Source organism: Pantoea rwandensis, from assembly GCF_000759475.1.
GTDB lineage: Bacteria > Pseudomonadota > Gammaproteobacteria > Enterobacterales > Enterobacteriaceae > Pantoea > Pantoea rwandensis_B.
The window spans coordinates 1,970,255-1,986,979 of the sequence record NZ_CP009454.1; the positions used below are offsets into that span (position 1 = coordinate 1,970,255).

General features: G+C 54.8%; 17 protein-coding genes. 10 read left to right on the forward strand and 7 right to left on the reverse strand.

Annotated elements, in window-relative coordinates:
* Positions 1-171: 171 nt before the first annotated feature.
* From mepS to yeiP, 4 genes are all read right to left on the reverse strand, one after another.
* Complete coding sequence (gene mepS, locus LH22_RS09000; protein ID WP_034824970.1) at positions 172-747, reverse strand: bifunctional murein DD-endopeptidase/murein LD-carboxypeptidase; 576 nt, start codon at positions 745-747, stop codon at positions 172-174.
* Between the two features lie 516 nt (positions 748-1,263).
* Positions 1,264-1,971: a phosphatase PAP2 family protein gene (locus tag LH22_RS09005; RefSeq protein ID WP_038645821.1), complete on the reverse strand. Its 708-nt coding sequence runs from the start codon at positions 1,969-1,971 to the stop codon at positions 1,264-1,266.
* A gap of 43 nt (positions 1,972-2,014) precedes the next feature.
* Complete coding sequence (locus LH22_RS09010; protein WP_038645823.1) at positions 2,015-2,989, reverse strand: CobW family GTP-binding protein; 975 nt, start codon at positions 2,987-2,989, stop codon at positions 2,015-2,017.
* A gap of 95 nt (positions 2,990-3,084) precedes the next feature.
* Complete coding sequence (yeiP, locus tag LH22_RS09015; protein ID WP_034824964.1) at positions 3,085-3,657, reverse strand: elongation factor P-like protein YeiP; 573 nt, start codon at positions 3,655-3,657, stop codon at positions 3,085-3,087.
* Between the two features lie 149 nt (positions 3,658-3,806).
* Here yeiP and LH22_RS09020 point away from each other — a divergent pair, with 149 nt between their 5' ends.
* The 4 genes from LH22_RS09020 to fruA all read left to right on the forward strand — a co-directional run bounded on the left by LH22_RS09020 (position 3,807) and on the right by fruA (position 8,114).
* Positions 3,807-4,061 (forward strand): YkgJ family cysteine cluster protein, encoded by a 255-nt coding sequence (locus LH22_RS09020; protein WP_038645825.1) that lies wholly within the window; start codon positions 3,807-3,809, stop codon positions 4,059-4,061.
* Positions 4,062-4,337: 276 nt separating this feature from the next.
* Positions 4,338-5,468, forward strand: coding sequence for a fused PTS fructose transporter subunit IIA/HPr protein (fruB, locus tag LH22_RS09030; RefSeq protein ID WP_038645829.1), 1,131 nt, complete (start codon positions 4,338-4,340; stop codon positions 5,466-5,468).
* Entirely contained in the window at positions 5,465-6,403 is a 939-nt protein-coding gene (fruK, locus tag LH22_RS09035; protein ID WP_038645831.1) for a 1-phosphofructokinase, read from the forward strand. The genes fruB and fruK overlap by 4 nt, the downstream gene beginning before the upstream one ends.
* Positions 6,404-6,419: 16 nt before the next feature.
* The gene (gene fruA / locus LH22_RS09040; protein ID WP_038645833.1) at positions 6,420-8,114 is read left to right on the forward strand and encodes a PTS fructose transporter subunit IIBC; all 1,695 of its coding nucleotides are present in this window, start codon (positions 6,420-6,422) and stop codon (positions 8,112-8,114) included.
* Between the two features lie 51 nt (positions 8,115-8,165).
* Here fruA and nfo read toward each other — a convergent pair whose 3' ends face one another.
* Positions 8,166-9,011 carry a deoxyribonuclease IV gene (gene nfo, locus LH22_RS09045; RefSeq protein ID WP_038649994.1) on the reverse strand — a complete coding sequence of 282 codons (846 nt, stop codon included), beginning with the start codon at positions 9,009-9,011 and terminating at the stop codon, positions 8,166-8,168.
* A gap of 299 nt (positions 9,012-9,310) precedes the next feature.
* Between nfo and LH22_RS09050 the strand changes: the two genes are divergently transcribed.
* The 6 genes from LH22_RS09050 (at position 9,311) to LH22_RS09075 (ending at position 14,578) form a co-directional block, all read left to right on the forward strand.
* Positions 9,311-9,559, forward strand: coding sequence for a hypothetical protein (locus LH22_RS09050; protein WP_156102783.1), 249 nt, complete (start codon positions 9,311-9,313; stop codon positions 9,557-9,559).
* 120 nt (positions 9,560-9,679) lie between these two features.
* Positions 9,680-10,057: a YkvA family protein gene (locus LH22_RS09055; RefSeq protein WP_034824950.1), complete on the forward strand. Its 378-nt coding sequence runs from the start codon at positions 9,680-9,682 to the stop codon at positions 10,055-10,057.
* 9 nt (positions 10,058-10,066) lie between these two features.
* A complete protein-coding gene (gene yieE, locus LH22_RS09060; protein WP_038645837.1) occupies positions 10,067-10,933 on the forward strand; it encodes a DNA-binding transcriptional regulator YeiE in 867 nt (288 codons plus the stop codon).
* A 137-nt stretch (positions 10,934-11,070) separates the two neighbouring features.
* Complete coding sequence (locus tag LH22_RS09065; RefSeq protein ID WP_038645839.1) at positions 11,071-12,537, forward strand: amino acid permease; 1,467 nt, start codon at positions 11,071-11,073, stop codon at positions 12,535-12,537.
* Between the two features lie 173 nt (positions 12,538-12,710).
* Entirely contained in the window at positions 12,711-13,790 is a 1,080-nt protein-coding gene (locus tag LH22_RS09070; RefSeq protein WP_038645841.1) for a FecCD family ABC transporter permease, read from the forward strand.
* Positions 13,790-14,578, forward strand: a complete 789-nt coding sequence (locus tag LH22_RS09075; protein WP_038645843.1) for an ABC transporter ATP-binding protein — start codon at positions 13,790-13,792, stop codon at positions 14,576-14,578. The genes LH22_RS09070 and LH22_RS09075 overlap by 1 nt, the downstream gene beginning before the upstream one ends.
* Before the next feature lie 142 nt (positions 14,579-14,720).
* On the opposite strand, the gene fghA is transcribed toward LH22_RS09075, so the two are convergent.
* Together fghA and LH22_RS09085 are read right to left on the reverse strand one after the other, a co-directional pair.
* Positions 14,721-15,563 (reverse strand): S-formylglutathione hydrolase, encoded by an 843-nt coding sequence (gene fghA / locus LH22_RS09080; protein ID WP_038645846.1) that lies wholly within the window; start codon positions 15,561-15,563, stop codon positions 14,721-14,723.
* A 12-nt stretch (positions 15,564-15,575) separates the two neighbouring features.
* Positions 15,576-16,700, reverse strand: a complete 1,125-nt coding sequence (locus LH22_RS09085; RefSeq protein WP_038645848.1) for an S-(hydroxymethyl)glutathione dehydrogenase/class III alcohol dehydrogenase — start codon at positions 16,698-16,700, stop codon at positions 15,576-15,578.
* Positions 16,701-16,725 lie beyond the last annotated feature (25 nt).

A 16,725-nucleotide genomic window follows, 5' to 3' on the forward strand; every position in this document is an offset into this window, starting at 1 on the left:
CCAGTAAGCAAACGAGAATATAACGAGGATGCGCGAAAAGTCTCGTTATATTTCTGATTCTCAATTACTTTTTATCTATCGGATTTGCGTTAAGAAATAGCAGGCGAAAAAAAACGCTGCCTGGGCAGCGTTTTCTGATTCTCTGGCTGAGAGGATCTTCATAAGGATACGTTAGCTAGGATTTTTAGCTAAAACCCTGCGGGCTTCACGGTAACGTGTTTTCCAGTAACTGTCGTTTAAACTGGAGATCATCACACCACTGCTGGTGGATGCATGCACGAAGTTATCGTTACCGAGATAGATGCCAACGTGTCGTCCGGTAGAACCGGCACGGAACAGCACTAAATCACCCGGGCGCAGTTTGCCGCGAGAAATCTCTTTGCCTGTATCCTGCTGTTCTGACGTTGAACGTGGCAAATCTAAACCGAACTGCTCGCGAAAGGTGCGCTGAACAAAAGCAGAACAATCAATGCCGCGTTTGGTGTCACCGCCTAAGCGATAACGAACACCTTTCCAGTCACTGTACTGTTCCATGATGCGGGACTTAACGTCCACATTCTGCACCATCTGTTCAAATTCGTCCTGAGACGCTTGAAGTAAAAAACCATTCTGGTTGTTAACTTCATGATTCTCGTTATTCGCGTTCTGACCGTTATGCGTACTACTACATGCCGATAAGAGTGTTGCTAATGCTACTGCGGGAAGGATCCGCCTGAGGTATCTCAGTATTGGTTGAGACTTGACCATTATACGTGTGTTCCTTTGAAGTCCTTACGACACAATGTCGCCAGCCAGATGACAAAACGGGTTTGAGATTAATAAGAGCAAACGCTTAAGACAATTCCTTAATTACTAAAATGTGTTAATGAACACATTTTTGTTGCATAAGGCACCGAATTTTATGCTGCACTCTAAGTAATCGCGTTTGAGGTTAACCGATTACAGACCGCGTGGCGAGTGCTTTTATATAAATTTTTATCGCTTTTATTGATGTGAAATCAATCCGTAACACAATGGTTACTTTATCAACGATTGGTAGCGATTTAATAGCCAATAAGGCGGGTTTTCAGGGGCTAATTCCGGCGCTAAGGCCGATTTTGAGAGGCTTCTGGCTGGACAAGCCAGGAAAAAGGCTATTGTTACGCGTTTTGCATCATAATGTTTTCTTTTAATAGAAAAACGTTAGTCTGCTAATAATGTATTTCTGGATTCGATAAGCGCGGATGATCGACTTTTCTGCGTATTGTCATCCGCGCTTAACAATTATGTGCGTGGCTTATATTTCCCTGGTAAGGCGCGATTGAGCCAATTAACCAATGTGTCACTGAGCGGTGTTAATAAGCACCAGCTTAAACCCACCAGAATCACCGACATCGATCCCACGGCTATATCGGTAAACCAGTGCGCACCGGCCATCACACGCGGCAGAGCAAACACCACCACAATCACCAAACCGACCAGGAAGGCGCGGAAGCCGAAATAACGCCACATAAAGCAGGCGAAAATAATCAGCATCATGCCGTGATCGCCAGGGAAGCTATTACTGGAAGCATCTTTCGCCGGAATCCCGGTCAGTTCACTCACGCGATGCACGTTGTCAAAGAACAGCGTAGGGCTGGCGTGTTGCACAGGGATCAAATGACCGAGTTGATTCAGCACCACGGCGGTGAGCAACATGGTGATGCCAATGGCCAGCATGCGGCGGCGGCCCTGCGGTGTTTCACCACGCCAGAACCACAGATACAGCAGACCCATCGCCAGCAGCGATACCGCGTCAAAACCACGGAAATTGGTGATCGCCACCAGTAAGGCGAAGCCGTGATGATCCACCATCCGGTCGTTGAAGCTATAGAAGATGGCTTTGTCGATACCAAACCAGAAGCCATGATCCGGCGGCAGGTACCACGAAAAAAACAGCATGATCCCCAGTGCATTGAGCAGCAGGATGGTGATTAAACGAGACGCGCGCATAAAAAAGACTCAAAAAGTAAAATAACGGGGCAACCTAACGCAGCTAATCTAAACGAATCCTCAACAAGGTTGTTTGCAAAACGTTCCAGTCAACGGATTGATGGTGGATTAACTCGATACGACTGTCCGGCGGCGTAGTGGTGCGCGTTTCCATAAAGAAGTCATCACCCTGGCGATTGATGTTCACCAGACCGTCTGGCGTGCGAAGTACGCCTTTGACGCGATCCACCGGTGCAAGCCGCGCCCACTCAAGCGCCGGGATGGTATCGAACACCGTATCACCATCAAAAATCCAGCCACAGGATGCGTAGCCCTGGCCTTCATTTAATGCACGGCGCCAGCGAGCTGAGCCCTCAAGTTTGAGTGCCGCCAACCCTTTTGGCCGTGAAGTATGATGATGATGTGCCGCTTCAGGAACCGCACGATCCGCCAATGCGGATTGGCACAGTAACGCGGGATCAACTTTACCCCATGCAGATTCGACCAGTTGGCGATCGCCCAGATTATGCTGCTGCCATTGCTGCAAACGCTGACGATCTTCCTCGCTCCAGCGATCGCTTTTATTGGCGACGATAATATCGGCGGCGGTGAGCTGATCGCGGAAGTTTTCATTCTCGACAACGCGCGCATCGGCTAACTGACGGGGATCGAGCAGCGTGAGGGTGGCATCAACCTGGATCCAGGGTTGATACACGGCGGCGCGCAACATATCCAGCAGTTGTTTAGGGTGGCCAAGACCGGTGGGTTCAATGATCAGACGATCGGGCTTATTTTTCTTAAGCAGCATATTGAGCCCGACTTGCAGCGGCAGGCCGTTAACGCAACACATGCAACCGCCAGGAATTTCCTTCAGCGTGGCACCGCGATCGGCAAGCAGTGCGCCGTCAATACCCACTTCGCCAAACTCGTTAACCAGAATCGCCCAATTCTCATTGGCGGGTTTATGGGCTAACAGATGCAGCAGGGTGGTGGTTTTACCGCTGCCGAGAAATCCGGTGATTACATTAACGCGCGTCATTACAGGCTCCATTTTCAGGCGCGCGGACAACATACCCGGCGCGCACGACATTGTTATACTATAACAACCTTCGGCGGCCGGATAAAATCGTGCGGTTAGTCCGCGCGACTCATATAGCGACGTTCAGCCACGTGAATGCGAATGCGATCGCCATTGCTCAGGTATTCCGGTACCTGGATCGACAAGCCGGTGCTCATGCCCGCGGGTTTGGTGCGTGCGCTGGCGGAAGCGCCTTTAATGCCCGGTGAAGTATCGACAATTTCCATATCCACGGTCTGCGGCAGTTCCAGCGCCAGCACCTGGCCTTCCATCGTTAACACCTGGATCCCAGGAATGCCGCCTTCAGGGATGAACAGCAGCTCTTCTTCAATCTGATCTTTCTTGAAGCTATAGGGCGTGTAATCTTCATCATCCATAAACACGTACTCGTCACCGTCTATATAAGAGAAGGTCACGGCGCGACGGCTAAGCTGAATGGCATCGATAATATCGTCACCCTTAAAGCGCTCTTCCACTTTCAGGCCAGTGCGCACGTCGGTAAAACGCATCTTATAGAGGGTGGCAGCACCGCGTGCGCTTGGGCTCTGGACATCAATGTCCTTTACCAGCAACAGTTTGCCGTTCCAGGTAACAGCCATTCCTTTTTTGATTTCATTTGCCTTTGGCATGGGGATTACTCGCTGTGAAAAGGTTAATGCGCGCCACGTTACTCGCGCCGTGAAAAACAGGCAAGGGAGGCGGTGTAAAATTATTGCCCGCGCATGGCATTACCGTCATCAGCCTGCTATTGTCGCGACGAAATCCTCAGGAGCGCATGATGTATTGTCGTGACCAGTGCGGTGCCTGTTGCACAGCCCCCTCAATCTCTTCCCCGATTCCCGGCATGCCCCAGGGCAAACCGGCGAATACCCGCTGCGTTCAGCTTGACGATAATCAGCGCTGCAAAATCTTTGGTTCTCCGCTGCGTCCCGCAGTCTGTGCGGGTTTACAGCCCAGCGCAGAGATGTGCGGCAGCAGTCGCGAAGCGGCGATGATCTTCCTGCTGCAACTGGAAGCGGACACCGCGCCTTAACTTGCTGACGCGGTGCTGAAATATTTGCTTTCTATGATCCCTGCGTTACAGCAAAAACGTCAGCCGTGCAGGCCTGAAAAATCTTAAATCCGATCTGAAGTGTGCGGAACGTCAAAAATCTGCTACGCCGATCGCGCATTTTCTTGCCTGCTTTCTCATGCTGTACCATATTCCCTGAAACGTTTCAGCGTTGTCCTCTCGGCAACCCCCGAGAAGTGCAGCGTAATTTTTCGCCATTAAGCTGAAACGATTCAATTTCAGCAAGCGAGGAGAAATATGTTCCAGCTCGACGTTCAGGCCATCCATACCGGTGCCAGTGCACAAAATAAAGAAGAGGCTATCCGTCAGGTTGCCGCTGCGTTAACCGCAGCCGGTAATGTGTCGGAAGGCTATGTTAACGGCATGCTGGCGCGCGAACAGCAGACCACCACTTTCCTGGGTAATGGTATTGCCATTCCGCATGGCACCACCGATACGCGCGATATGGTGCTGAAAACCGGCGTACAGGTTTATCAGTTCCCACAGGGCGTGGAGTGGGGTGATGGGCAAACGGCTTATGTCGCCATCGGTATCGCGGCGAAATCAGATGAACATCTTGCGCTGCTGCGCCAGTTGACTCACGTATTGAGCGATGACAGCATCGCAGAGCAGTTGAAAACCGCCTCAGCCGAAGATCTTCGTGCCATCCTGATGGGTGAAAAGCAGGCCGCGGAATTCAAATTCGATACCTCGCTGATTGCGGTTGATGTTGCCGCCAGCGATCTCATCACCTTACAGGCGCTGAATGCTGGCCGTTTACAGGCTGCGGGGGCTGTTGAAGCGACGTTTGTGGCGGATGCCGTATCGCGTACCCCACTGAGCCTCGGTCAGGGCATCTGGCTGAGCGACAGCGCCAACGGCAACCTCAACAGCGCCATCGCAGTCAGCCGTACCGCCACGCCATTTGTGCACCAGGGCGAAAATGTGGCGCTGTTGTTGACCGTGGCAGCCACCGACGATCGTCCGCTGGAAGTGCTGGGCTACCTGAGCAATCTGCTGCTGAGCAACAAAGCTGAACGTCTGCTGAAAGCCGATGCAGCAGGCATCCTCGCGTTGCTGACCAGTGAAGTGGACGAAAGCGCGGATCAACTGGTGGCTGAATTTACTATCCGCAACGAGCACGGACTGCACGCACGTCCGGGCACCGCGCTGGTGACGGTCATTAAACAGTTTAACAGTGACATCACCGTCACCAACCTTGACGGTAGCGGCAAACCGGCCAACGGACGCAGCCTGATGAAAGTCGTCGCGCTGGGCGTGAAAAAAGGCCATCGCCTGCGCTTTACCGCCAGTGGTGAAGATGCACAGCAGGCGCTGAATGCCATTGAAGAGGCCATCAATTCTGGCCTGGGCGAGGGGGTCGCATGAGCCGCCGCGTTGCCACAATCACACTGAATCCCGCTTACGATCTGGTGGGCTATACGCCAGAAATCGAACGTGGCGAAGTTAACCTGGTGAAAACCACCGGTCTGCACGCAGCGGGTAAAGGCATTAACGTCGCCAAAGTACTGAAAGATCTCGGTATTGACGTCACCGTAGGTGGATTCCTCGGGAAAGAAAATCAGGACGGTTTCCAGCAGCTGTTCAGCGAACTGGGCATCGCCAACCGTTTTCAGGTGGTGCAGGGCCGTACCCGCATTAACGTAAAGCTGACGGAAAAGGACGGTGAAGTTACCGACCTGAATTTCTCTGGCTTTAACGTCACCGCGCAGGACTGGGATCGCTTCACTGCCGATTCACTGACCTGGCTGGGACAATTTGACATGGTGTGCGTCAGCGGCAGCTTGCCAGCGGGCGTGGCACCCGAAGCGTTCACCAAATGGATGAGCGATCTGCGCACCCTGTGCCCGTGCATCATTTTCGACAGCAGTCGTGAAGCGCTGGTGGCGGGACTAAAAGCCGCGCCGTGGCTGGTGAAGCCGAACCGTCGTGAACTGGAAATCTGGGCCGACCGCAAACTGCCAACCTTGCAGGATGTGATCGAAGCCGCGCATGAACTGCGTGAGCAGGGCATTGCCCATGTGGTGATTTCCCTTGGTGCGGAAGGCGCACTGTGGGTCAACGCCTCTGGCGAATGGATCGCCAAACCACCAGCCTGTGAAGTCGTCAGCACCGTAGGCGCGGGAGATTCAATGGTCGGCGGCCTGATTTACGGGCTGCTGATGCGTGAATCCAGCGAGCATACCTTGCGTCTGGCTACCGCAGTGGCTGCGATGGCGGTGAGCCAGAGCAACGTTGGTGTGACCGATCGTACCCAGTTGGCCGCGATGATGGCGCGCGTCGACTTACAACCCGTTAACTAACAGCAGGAGAGCGATAATGAAAACGCTGCTGATAAAAGATTCTTCACTGGGACTGGCATCAGGACATCTGGCTTTAGAGCGCCTGCGCGCGACTGCCGCACAGGCTGGCCTGACGCTGACCGACAACGCGGCCGATGCGGAACTGGTGCTGGTAGCTGGCCATGCCGTGCCGAACGATGCACAGCTCGCAGGTAAATCCGTGGCGCTGGTCGATGTGCAGCAGACGCTGCGCGATCCGCTGGCGGCCATTAATAAGGCTAAAGCCAGTGCCAAAGTCTGGCAGGCCGCTACGGCGGTTGCCGCACCGGTTGCCGCACAGAGCACCGGTCAGAAACGCATTGTCGCGGTCACCGCTTGCCCAACTGGCGTGGCGCACACCTTCATGGCGGCAGAGGCGATTCAGGCAGAAGCGACCAAACGTGGCTGGTGGGTGAAAGTGGAAACCCGCGGTTCTGTGGGTGCTGGCAATGCCATCACGCCAGAAGAAGTGGCGGCGGCCGATCTGGTGATCGTGGCGGCGGATATCGATGTGGACCTGGCGAAGTTCGCTGGTAAGCCGATGTACCGCACCTCAACCAGCCTGGCGCTGAAGAAAACAGCTCAGGAACTGGATAAAGCGCAGGCGGAAGCCAAAACCTATCAGCCGAGCGGCAGCCAGACGGCCAGCACGCAAAGTGACAGCAAAGAGAAAGCCGGTGCTTATCGTCACCTGCTGACCGGTGTGTCCTACATGCTGCCGATGGTCGTCGCGGGTGGTTTGAGCATCGCGCTCTCCTTCGCCTTTGGTATCACCGCATTTAAAGAGCAGGGCACCCTGGCGGCTGCGCTGATGCAGATTGGTGGCGGCAGTGCCTTTGCGCTGATGGTACCGGTGCTGGCGGGCTTTATTGCCTTCTCGATTGCGGACCGTCCGGGTCTGACCCCGGGTCTGATTGGCGGTATGATCGCCACCAGCATTAACGCCGGTTTCCTTGGCGGTATCATCGCCGGTTTCATTGCCGGTTACGCAGCGAAGCTACTGAGCAGCAAAGTCAAACTGCCGCAAAGTATGGAAGCGCTAAAACCGATCCTGATTATTCCGCTGGTGGCGAGTTTGATTACCGGCCTGCTGATGATTTACGTGGTGGGTAAACCTGTTGCGGGCATCATGAGCGGTCTGACGCACTGGCTGGCGAACATGGGCACCGCCAATGCGGTACTGCTGGGCGCAATCCTCGGTGGCATGATGTGTACCGACATGGGTGGTCCGGTGAACAAAGTGGCCTACGCCTTCGGTGTCGGTCTGCTGAGCTCACAAACCTATGCGCCGATGGCGGCCATTATGGCAGCGGGTATGGTACCGCCGCTAGCAATGGGTCTGGCGACGATTGTTGCGCGTCGTAAGTTCAACAAAGGTCAGCAGGAAGGTGGCAAAGCGGCACTGGTGCTCGGTTTGTGCTTTATCTCTGAAGGTGCGATTCCGTTTGCAGCGCGTGACCCAATGCGTGTGCTGCCTTGCTGCATCGTCGGCGGTGCGATAACGGGTGCGGTCTCAATGTTGGTTGGCGCGAAACTGATGGCACCGCACGGTGGTCTGTTTGTGCTGCTGATTCCAGGCGCAATCACTCCGGTGCTGGGTTACCTGATGTCGATTGTGATTGGTACCGCAGTGGCTGGCCTCGGTTACGCGATTCTGAAACGTCCGGAAGAAGAGCTGGCGAAAGCCGCGTAATCTTCACGGGGTAAGAAAAAGGGAGCTGCGGCTCCCTTTTTGCTGTCTGCTTTAAGCCTGTTGTTCCGACTTCAACCACGCAATCTCATCTTTCCAGATATCCGGATTGATGGTTTCCAGAATCATCGGGATGCCATCAAAGCGCTTATCTTTCATCAGCCAGCTAAACACCGTCTTGCCAATGTTGCCTTCACCTAAGCTATGGTGGCGATCCACACGGCTGCCGAGCGTGCTTTTGGCGTCATTCAGGTGCATGCCGCGCAGAAACTGGAAACCGACAATGCGTTCAAATTCCGCAAAGGTCTCCACGCAGGCTTCTTCAGTACGCAGATCGTAACCGCCGGCAAACGCATGGCAGGTATCGATACACACGCCGACGCGTGATTTATCTTCGACATGCTCAATAATGGTGGCGAGGTGTTCGAAACGAAAACCGAGATTGCTACCCTGACCTGCGGTGTTCTCAATCACTGCCACGACGTTGTGAGTCTGATCCAGCGCGATATTAATCGACTCGGCGATGCGCTTCAGGCATGCCTCTTCTTCGATCTGCTTCAGGTGGCTGCCAGGGTGGAAATTCAGCAGTGTCAGCCCAAGCTGTTCAGCACGCTGCATCTCATCAAGAAACGCCTCACGAGATTTTTCCAGCGCATCCATCACCGGATGGCCAAGGTTAATCAGGTAGCTGTCATGCGGCAAAATCTGCGCGGAAGTGAAGTTGTATTTCTCACAGGCAGTTTTGAAGGCATCAATCACTTCACCTGAAAGCGGGGCGGCTTTCCACTGGCGCTGATTTTTAGTGAACAGCGCAAAGGCTGTGGCTTCGAGTTCGTGGGCACGGATAACTGCCTGGTCTACGCCGCCTGATGCACTGACGTGTGCGCCGATATATTTCATGCCGCTCTCCTGATTGGGCGATTGCTGCTGCAAAGCGCCCATCATAGCGGATGCGCTACGCCCATGAAATGTCGCATTGCCTGCGGGGAGAAAAAGGGCACGGTCAGACACTTATCCAGCACGACACGACACCTACCAAAGTTGGCAGGTGCGCTTTTTTTCTGGTTAACTATAGTTTAACAAATTAGAAACTTTTAACTATAACCATGAAAACAGCGTATAGAAGTACTTTGGATACCGCTTTTCAACATGAGAAATTCAACGTAATCCATAAATTAACTTTAGGTAAAACCAACGCAGTGACCCTATTTTATAATGGTCATGGCGCAGTCGGTTTCACGCTCGCCGTGCCCGATACCGACAACTCGCTGGTCCATTTCTATCGTTATGGGGTCAATAACAGCGACCCGAAAAAGTTGTACCGTTCTGAATGCCTCTATTCCCGCCGGGAAAACTTTGGTTATCAGGACTGGCTGATTCGCACGATTACCGATGAGTTCACGGCCTGTGACACCGAGTTGGAAGAACTGATTGGCATGAAAGCCTGACTCTGAGTGGGCCGCCATTCACAAGGCGGCATCTTGCCTGCGCAGACACCTGACTGGTTTAAAAGTTAAATTGGTAATATATTGTCCATTGACCAGTATAACTAATAAGGAAGAGTCGGGATGTTGAAGCGCTTGCGCCGCTGGGCACGCTTAATTAAACGTGATGTGCTCACGCTGTGGTTTGCTTGCCGCGATCCGCGTACCCCCTGGTGGTTTAAGCTGCTGGCATTTGGCATTGTTGCCTATGCACTCAGCCCCATCGATCTCATTCCTGATTTCATTCCCATTATCGGCTTGCTCGACGACGCCATTATCGTCCCTCTGGGTGTGATCATCCTGCTGCGTTTGCTCCCGCGTGAAATTCGGATCAGCAGCGCAGAACGGGCTGATGTCCAGCGGGCACGCGGCAAGAAGATTGTCAGCTGGGCAGGATTCTTCCTGACGGTGATCGTCTGGTTAGCAGTGGTGGCTTATCTTGTGAAGCGTTACGCAATGTGAGGAGGGCGCATGCATATCACGCTGCGTCAGATTGAAGTCTTTACCGAAGTGCTGAAAAGTGGTTCAACCACTCTGGCCTCGCAGGTACTGGCACTGTCGCAGTCTGCCGTCAGTGCGGCGCTGGCCGATCTGGAAAACCAGCTCGGGGTGCAATTGTTTGATCGTGTCGGCAAACGACTGGCCCTGAACGAGCATGGTCGTTTGCTCTATCCACGCGCGGTCGGATTGCTGGAACAGGCAGGCGAGATCGAACAGCTGTTTAAAGAGGATAATGGTGCCATTCGTTTGTTTGCCAGCAGCACCATCGGCAACTATCTGCTGCCGGGGATGATCGCCGCCTATCGTCGTGATTTCCCCTCGCTGCCGCTCGAACTCAGCGTTGGCAACAGCCAGGATGCGATTAACGCGGTGGCCGATTTTCGCGTGGATATCGGTTTGATTGAAGGGCCTTGCCATGAACCGGACATCGTCAGCGAAGCGTGGCTGGAGGATGAGCTGGTGGTGTTTGCTGCACCCGATGCCGACATCCTGAAACAGCCGATCACGCTAACATCACTGGCGGCCGCGCCCTGGATATTGCGAGAGCGCGGTTCGGGCACGCGTGAAATTGTCGATTACCTGCTGTTGTCTCATCTGCCGCAGTTTCAACTCGGCATGGAGCTGGGCAATTCTGAGGCAATCAAACATGCGGTGCGCCACGGCATGGGCATCAGCTGTTTATCGCGCCGGGTGATCAGCGATCTGCTGGAGGCGGGCACGCTGGTGGAAGTGGCTGTGCCGTTACCACGCCTGACGCGCACGCTGTATCGCATCCATCATCGGCAGAAGCATTTGTCGAAAGCGCTAAGCCGATTCCTCTCCTATTGCCGCGAGTAATCGCGGCTGTGAAGACGTGAGCGGCTAATAATTTCGCGCTGATTATGAAGGTAACTAATAACCCGACGTGAATGCTATACAGCCAGGGGTTAGCTGCTACAATCGCGCCTTATTTTTATCCAGCATAGCGTTTACACATGCATAATGACTCAAAAACAACACAACAACCTGGGCTGCGCCGTGAATTAAAAGCGCGCCATCTCACCATGATCGCCATTGGCGGTTCCATCGGCACCGGCCTGTTTGTCGCCTCGGGTGCCACCATTTCTCAGGCAGGTCCCGGCGGCGCATTACTCTCATACGCGCTAATTGGCCTGATGGTTTACTTCCTGATGACCAGCCTCGGCGAACTGGCGGCCTTTATGCCGGTCTCCGGCTCCTTCGCCACCTACGGCTCAAAATACGTTGAAGAAGGCTTCGGCTTCGCGCTGGGCTGGAACTACTGGTACAACTGGGCGGTCACCATCGCCGTTGATCTGGTGGCTTCACAGCTGGTGATGAACTACTGGTTCCCGGATACGCCGGGTTGGATCTGGAGCGCGCTGTTCCTCGGTCTGATGTTCCTGCTTAACTACATCTCCGTCAAAGGCTTCGGCGAAGCCGAATACTGGTTCTCGCTGATCAAAGTTGCCACCGTGATCATCTTTATCGTGGTGGGCGTGCTGATGATCGCGGGTATTATGCGCGGCGCAGAAAATGCCGGCTGGCATAACTGGACCGTGGGCGACGCACCTTTTGCCGGCGGTTTTGCCGCGATGATTGGTGTGGCGATGATTGTCGGCTTCTCGTTCCAGGGCACGGAATTGATCGGCATTGCGGCCGGTGAATCACAGGACCCAGCGAAAAATATTCCACGCGCAGTGCGTCAGGTGTTCTGGCGTATCCTGCTGTTCTATATCTTTGCGATTCTGATTATCAGCCTGATTCTGCCGTATACCGATCCGAAACTGCTGCATAACGATGTTACCGATATCGCCATCAGCCCGTTCACGCTGGTGTTCCAGAATGCCGGATTACTGTCAGCTGCGGCGGTCATGAATGCGGTGATCCTGACGGCTGTGCTGTCAGCGGGTAACTCCGGCATGTACGCTTCAACGCGCATGCTGTTCAACCTGGCGCAGGAAGGTAAAGCACCGCGTATTTTTGCCAAACTGTCGAAAGGCGGTGTGCCGCGTAATGCACTGATTGCGACCACCGTGGTGGCAGGCCTCTGTTTCCTGAGTTCTAAGTTCGGCAACCAGGAAGTCTATCTGTGGCTGCTCAATACCTCAGGCATGACCGGCTTTATCGCCTGGCTCGGTATTGCGATTAGCCACTACCGCTTCCGTCGCGGTTACGTGGCGCAGGGGCATGATTTAGCTGCGCTTCCTTACCGTTCCGGCTTCTTCCCGCTCGGTCCGATTTTCGCCTTCGTACTCTGTTTGATCATTACGCTGGGGCAAAACTATCAGGCGTTTCTGGCAGATCGTATTGACTGGTATGGCGTGGCGGCGACCTACATCGGCATTCCGCTGTTCCTGCTGATTTGGCTGGGTTATAAGCTGGCACGTGGTTCGCGCTTCGTGAAGTACAGCGAGATGGAATTCCCGACCTTCAAAGAGTAATGCGTCAATCGCGTATGACATCACGCCGCGGCCTTTGGCTAGCGGCGTTTTTTTTGCCAAAGATGAACCGTGTTACAACGTTTTGGGCTTTGTCATACAGATATAATTGATAATTATTATCACCTGCACTATTGTGGCTGCCGTTATGATTTCGATAAGAAACAGGTAGAACAATGCAGACCACGGATTCCGCGCTGCTGGCGGAAAATCACCGCGAAGCCGATACCATGACGCGCTATCGTCAGGTATTACGTCAGCGCCTGATGCTGATTGGCGTACTGGTACTGGCGATTCTGGCGTCAGTGATTCTTGATTTCACCCTCGGCCCGGCGGGGCTCTCCCTCGACACTCTGTGGCAAACGCTCACTCATCCTGATGCGGTGGATGCGGGCACGCGTGTGATTGTCTGGGATATTCGTCTGCCGTATGCGCTGATGGCGGTGGTGGTCGGCTTCTCGCTCGGTCTGGCCGGGGCTGAGATGCAAACCATCCTCAATAACCCATTGGCGAGTCCATTTACGCTTGGCGTCTCTTCTGCGGCCGCTTTCGGCGCGGCGCTGGCGATTATTCTCGGCATCGGTATTCCCGGCGTGCCGGACCAATGGTTTATCTCGGCGAACGCTTTTGTGTTTGCGCTGTTTGCGGCGTTAATGCTGGATGGCGTGACGCGCTGGACCAAAGTGTCGACGTCGGGCGTGGTGCTGTTCGGCATCGCACTGGTGTTCACCTTTAACGCCCTGGTCTCGATGATGCAGTTCATCGCCAGTGAAGATACCTTGCAGGGTCTGGTGTTCTGGACCATGGGCAGCCTGGCGCGCGCCTCGTGGGAAAAACTCGGCGTGCTCACGGCGGCTTTCGCCATCCTGATCCCGTTCTCGATGCTCAGCAGCTGGAAACTGACCGCGCTGCGCCTCGGCGAAGATCGTGCCGTGAGTTTCGGCATCGATGTGCGTCGCTTGCGTCTGGCCACGCTGCTGCGCATCAGTATCCTCTCCGCACTGGCGGTGGCCTTTGTTGGCCCGATTGGTTTTATCGGCTTGGTGGCACCGCACATTGCCCGCATGATGTTTGGTGAAGATCATCGCTACTATCTGCCAGCCAGTGCGCTGGTCGGTGCGCTGGTGCTGTCACTGGCCTCTGTGGCGTCGAAGAACCTGATTCCAGGGGTGATCATCCCCGTCGGGATTGTGACCTCGCTGGTCGGTGTACCTTTCTTCCTGAGTATCATTCTGCGTCATCGGGGGACGGTGTAATGGAACAGGGTTTACGTCTCAGCCATTTCTACGCCGGTTATCCGAAGCGTAAAGTCATTGAAGATCTCAACGTCCCGGCACTGCCGCGCGGAAAAATCACCGTGCTGCTGGGCCCGAACGGCTGCGGTAAATCGACGCTGTTGCGTGCGCTGGCCGGCCTGAACAAAGGGCAGGGCGAACTGTGGCTGAACGGCGAAGAGTTAATGACCCAGCCGTTTGCACGCCGTGCGCAGCGCGTGGTATATCTGCCGCAAAGCTTACCGGCGGGCGTGCATCTGCATGTGCTGGAATCGATTATCGTGGCGCAGCGTGCGTCCGGTGGCTTGCACAGCGCGTCGAGTGAAGCCGAGATCATGCACTTGCTGGAACAGTTGGGTATTGCTCATCTGGCGATGCGTTATCTGGATCAGCTGTCTGGTGGTCAGAAACAGCTGGTGGGCCTGGCGCAATCGCTGATTCGCCGTCCTGAACTGCTGCTGCTGGATGAGCCGCTGAGTGCGCTCGATCTTAATTACCAGTTCCATGTGATGGATTTGGTGCGCCGCGAAACCCGCCTGCGCAATATCGTCACGGTAGTGGTGGTGCATGATATCAACATCGCACTGCGTCATGCCGATCATGCTTTGATGCTGAAAGAGGGCACTCTGCTGGCTGACGGCGAGCCGTCGCAGGTGATCACGCCGGACACGCTGGCGCAGGTGTATGGCGTGCGCGGGCGTATTGAACACTGCTCGCAGGGCATGCCGCAGGTGATGATTGATGGTTTAGTGGCGGAATCGCTGGTCTAAACGCCGGATAGGACGCTAAGGCTCAACATCAGGAAAGGCCGAGGGTGAATGTCGGTGCGGTTTTTAGCCAATTGCCGTCAGCCATAGCCAAAAAGGGCGCACCGGGTGCGCCCTTACTGTTATCTACATCAACTGGCGTGATTTATACCAACAGATGCTTCGCGTGGAACCGCAGATGGTCCTCGACAAAGCTGGCGATAAAGAAGTAGCTGTGGTCGTAACCCGGCTGTACACGCAGCTCCAGCGGGAAACCCTGCTCACGCGCTACTGCTTCAAGGCGCTCCGGACGTAACTGATCGGCGAGGAACTGATCGCTATCCCCCTGATCGATCAGAATCGGCAAACGCTGTTCCACTTCGCGCATCAGCAAACAACTGTCCCATTCGCGCCACGTCTGGCGATCTTCACCCAGATAGGCGCTGAACGCTTTTTGTCCCCACGGTACTTCAGTTGGATTCACAATCGGTGCGAACGCGGAAGCCGAAGCAAAACGGCCACCCTGACGCAACGCCAGCACCAGCGCGCCATGGCCGCCCATCGAATGGCCCATTACCGACTGACGATCGCTCACCTTGAAGTTGCCCGCCACCAGGGCTGGCAACTCTTCACTGAGATAATCGAACATACGATAGTGCGCCGCCCAGGGTTGCTGCGTGGCGTTGAGGTAGAAACCTGCGCCCTGACCGAGATCGTAACCACTGTCATTGGCCACTTCGTCACCGCGCGGACTGGTGTCCGGCATTATCAGCACCAGACCCAGCTCAGCGGCAACACGCTGTGCACCGGCTTTGGTGGTGAAATTCTCGTCGCTACAGGTCAGTCCGGCGAGAAACCACACCACCGGCGGCGGCGTGTCAGCCTGCGGTGGCGGCAGGAAAATGCTGAAGGTCATCGGGCAGTTCAGCACCGCCGACTGATGACGCCAGCGCTGCTGCCAGCCGCCGAAGATACGATGTTCTTCCAGCAGTTCCAGAGTGGATGCCATAACGCCTCCTTTTTACTTGTTAAAATGCACAACCGAACGAATAGATTTCCCTTCGTGCATCAGATCAAAGGCGTCGTTAATCTCTTCCAGCGGCATGGTGTGGGTGATGAAATCGTTCAGCGCGAACTTGCCGTCCAGATAATCCTGCACGATGCCCGGCAGCTGGGTACGACCTTTCACGCCACCAAACGCTGAACCGCGCCAAACGCGTCCGGTCACCAGCTGGAACGGGCGCGTGGCGATCTCTTCACCGGCACCGGCCACGCCGATAATCACAGACTCGCCCCAGCCTTTATGGCAGCACTCAAGCGCGGAACGCATCACGTTGACGTTTCCGATGCATTCAAAGGAGAAGTCCACGCCGCCGTCGGTCAGTTCAACAATCACATCCTGAATCGGCTTATCGTAATCTTTCGGGTTGATCAGATCGGTGGCACCCAGTTTGCGCGCCAGGTCGAACTTGCTGGTGTTGAGATCGATACCGATGATGCGACCGGCTTTCGCCATCTTCGCGCCAATGATCGCCGACAAACCAATGCCGCCGAGGCCAAAGATCGCCACGGTATCGCCTTCTTTCACCTTGGCGGTATTCATCACAGCACCCATGCCGGTGGTCACGCCGCAGCCCAGCAGGCACACTTCTTCCAGAGGCGCTTCTTTGCTGATCACAGCCAGTGAGATTTCCGGTACCACGGTGTACTCAGAGAAGGTTGAGGTGCCCATGTAGTGGAAGATCGGCTGACCGTCTTTGAAGAAACGGGTGGTGCCGTCTGGCATTAAACCTTTACCCTGGGTAGAGCGGATGGCCTGACACAGGTTGGTTTTACCTGACAGACAGAACTTACATTTGCCACACTCTGGGGTGTAAAGCGGGATCACGTGATCGCCCACCGCCACACTGGTCACGCCTTCGCCCACGGCTTCCACCACGCCACCGCCTTCGTGACCGAGGATTGCCGGGAACACGCCTTCAGGATCTTTACCTGACAGGGTATAAGCATCGGTGTGGCATACGCCGGTGGCGACGATGCGCACTAACACTTCACCTTTCTGCGGTGGCATCAGATCCACTTCTTCGATTTTCAGCGGTTCGCCCGCTGCCCAGGCAACGGCAGCGCGGGTTTTAATCATGTTCATGCAATCCCTCTTCTTCAGATGTCGT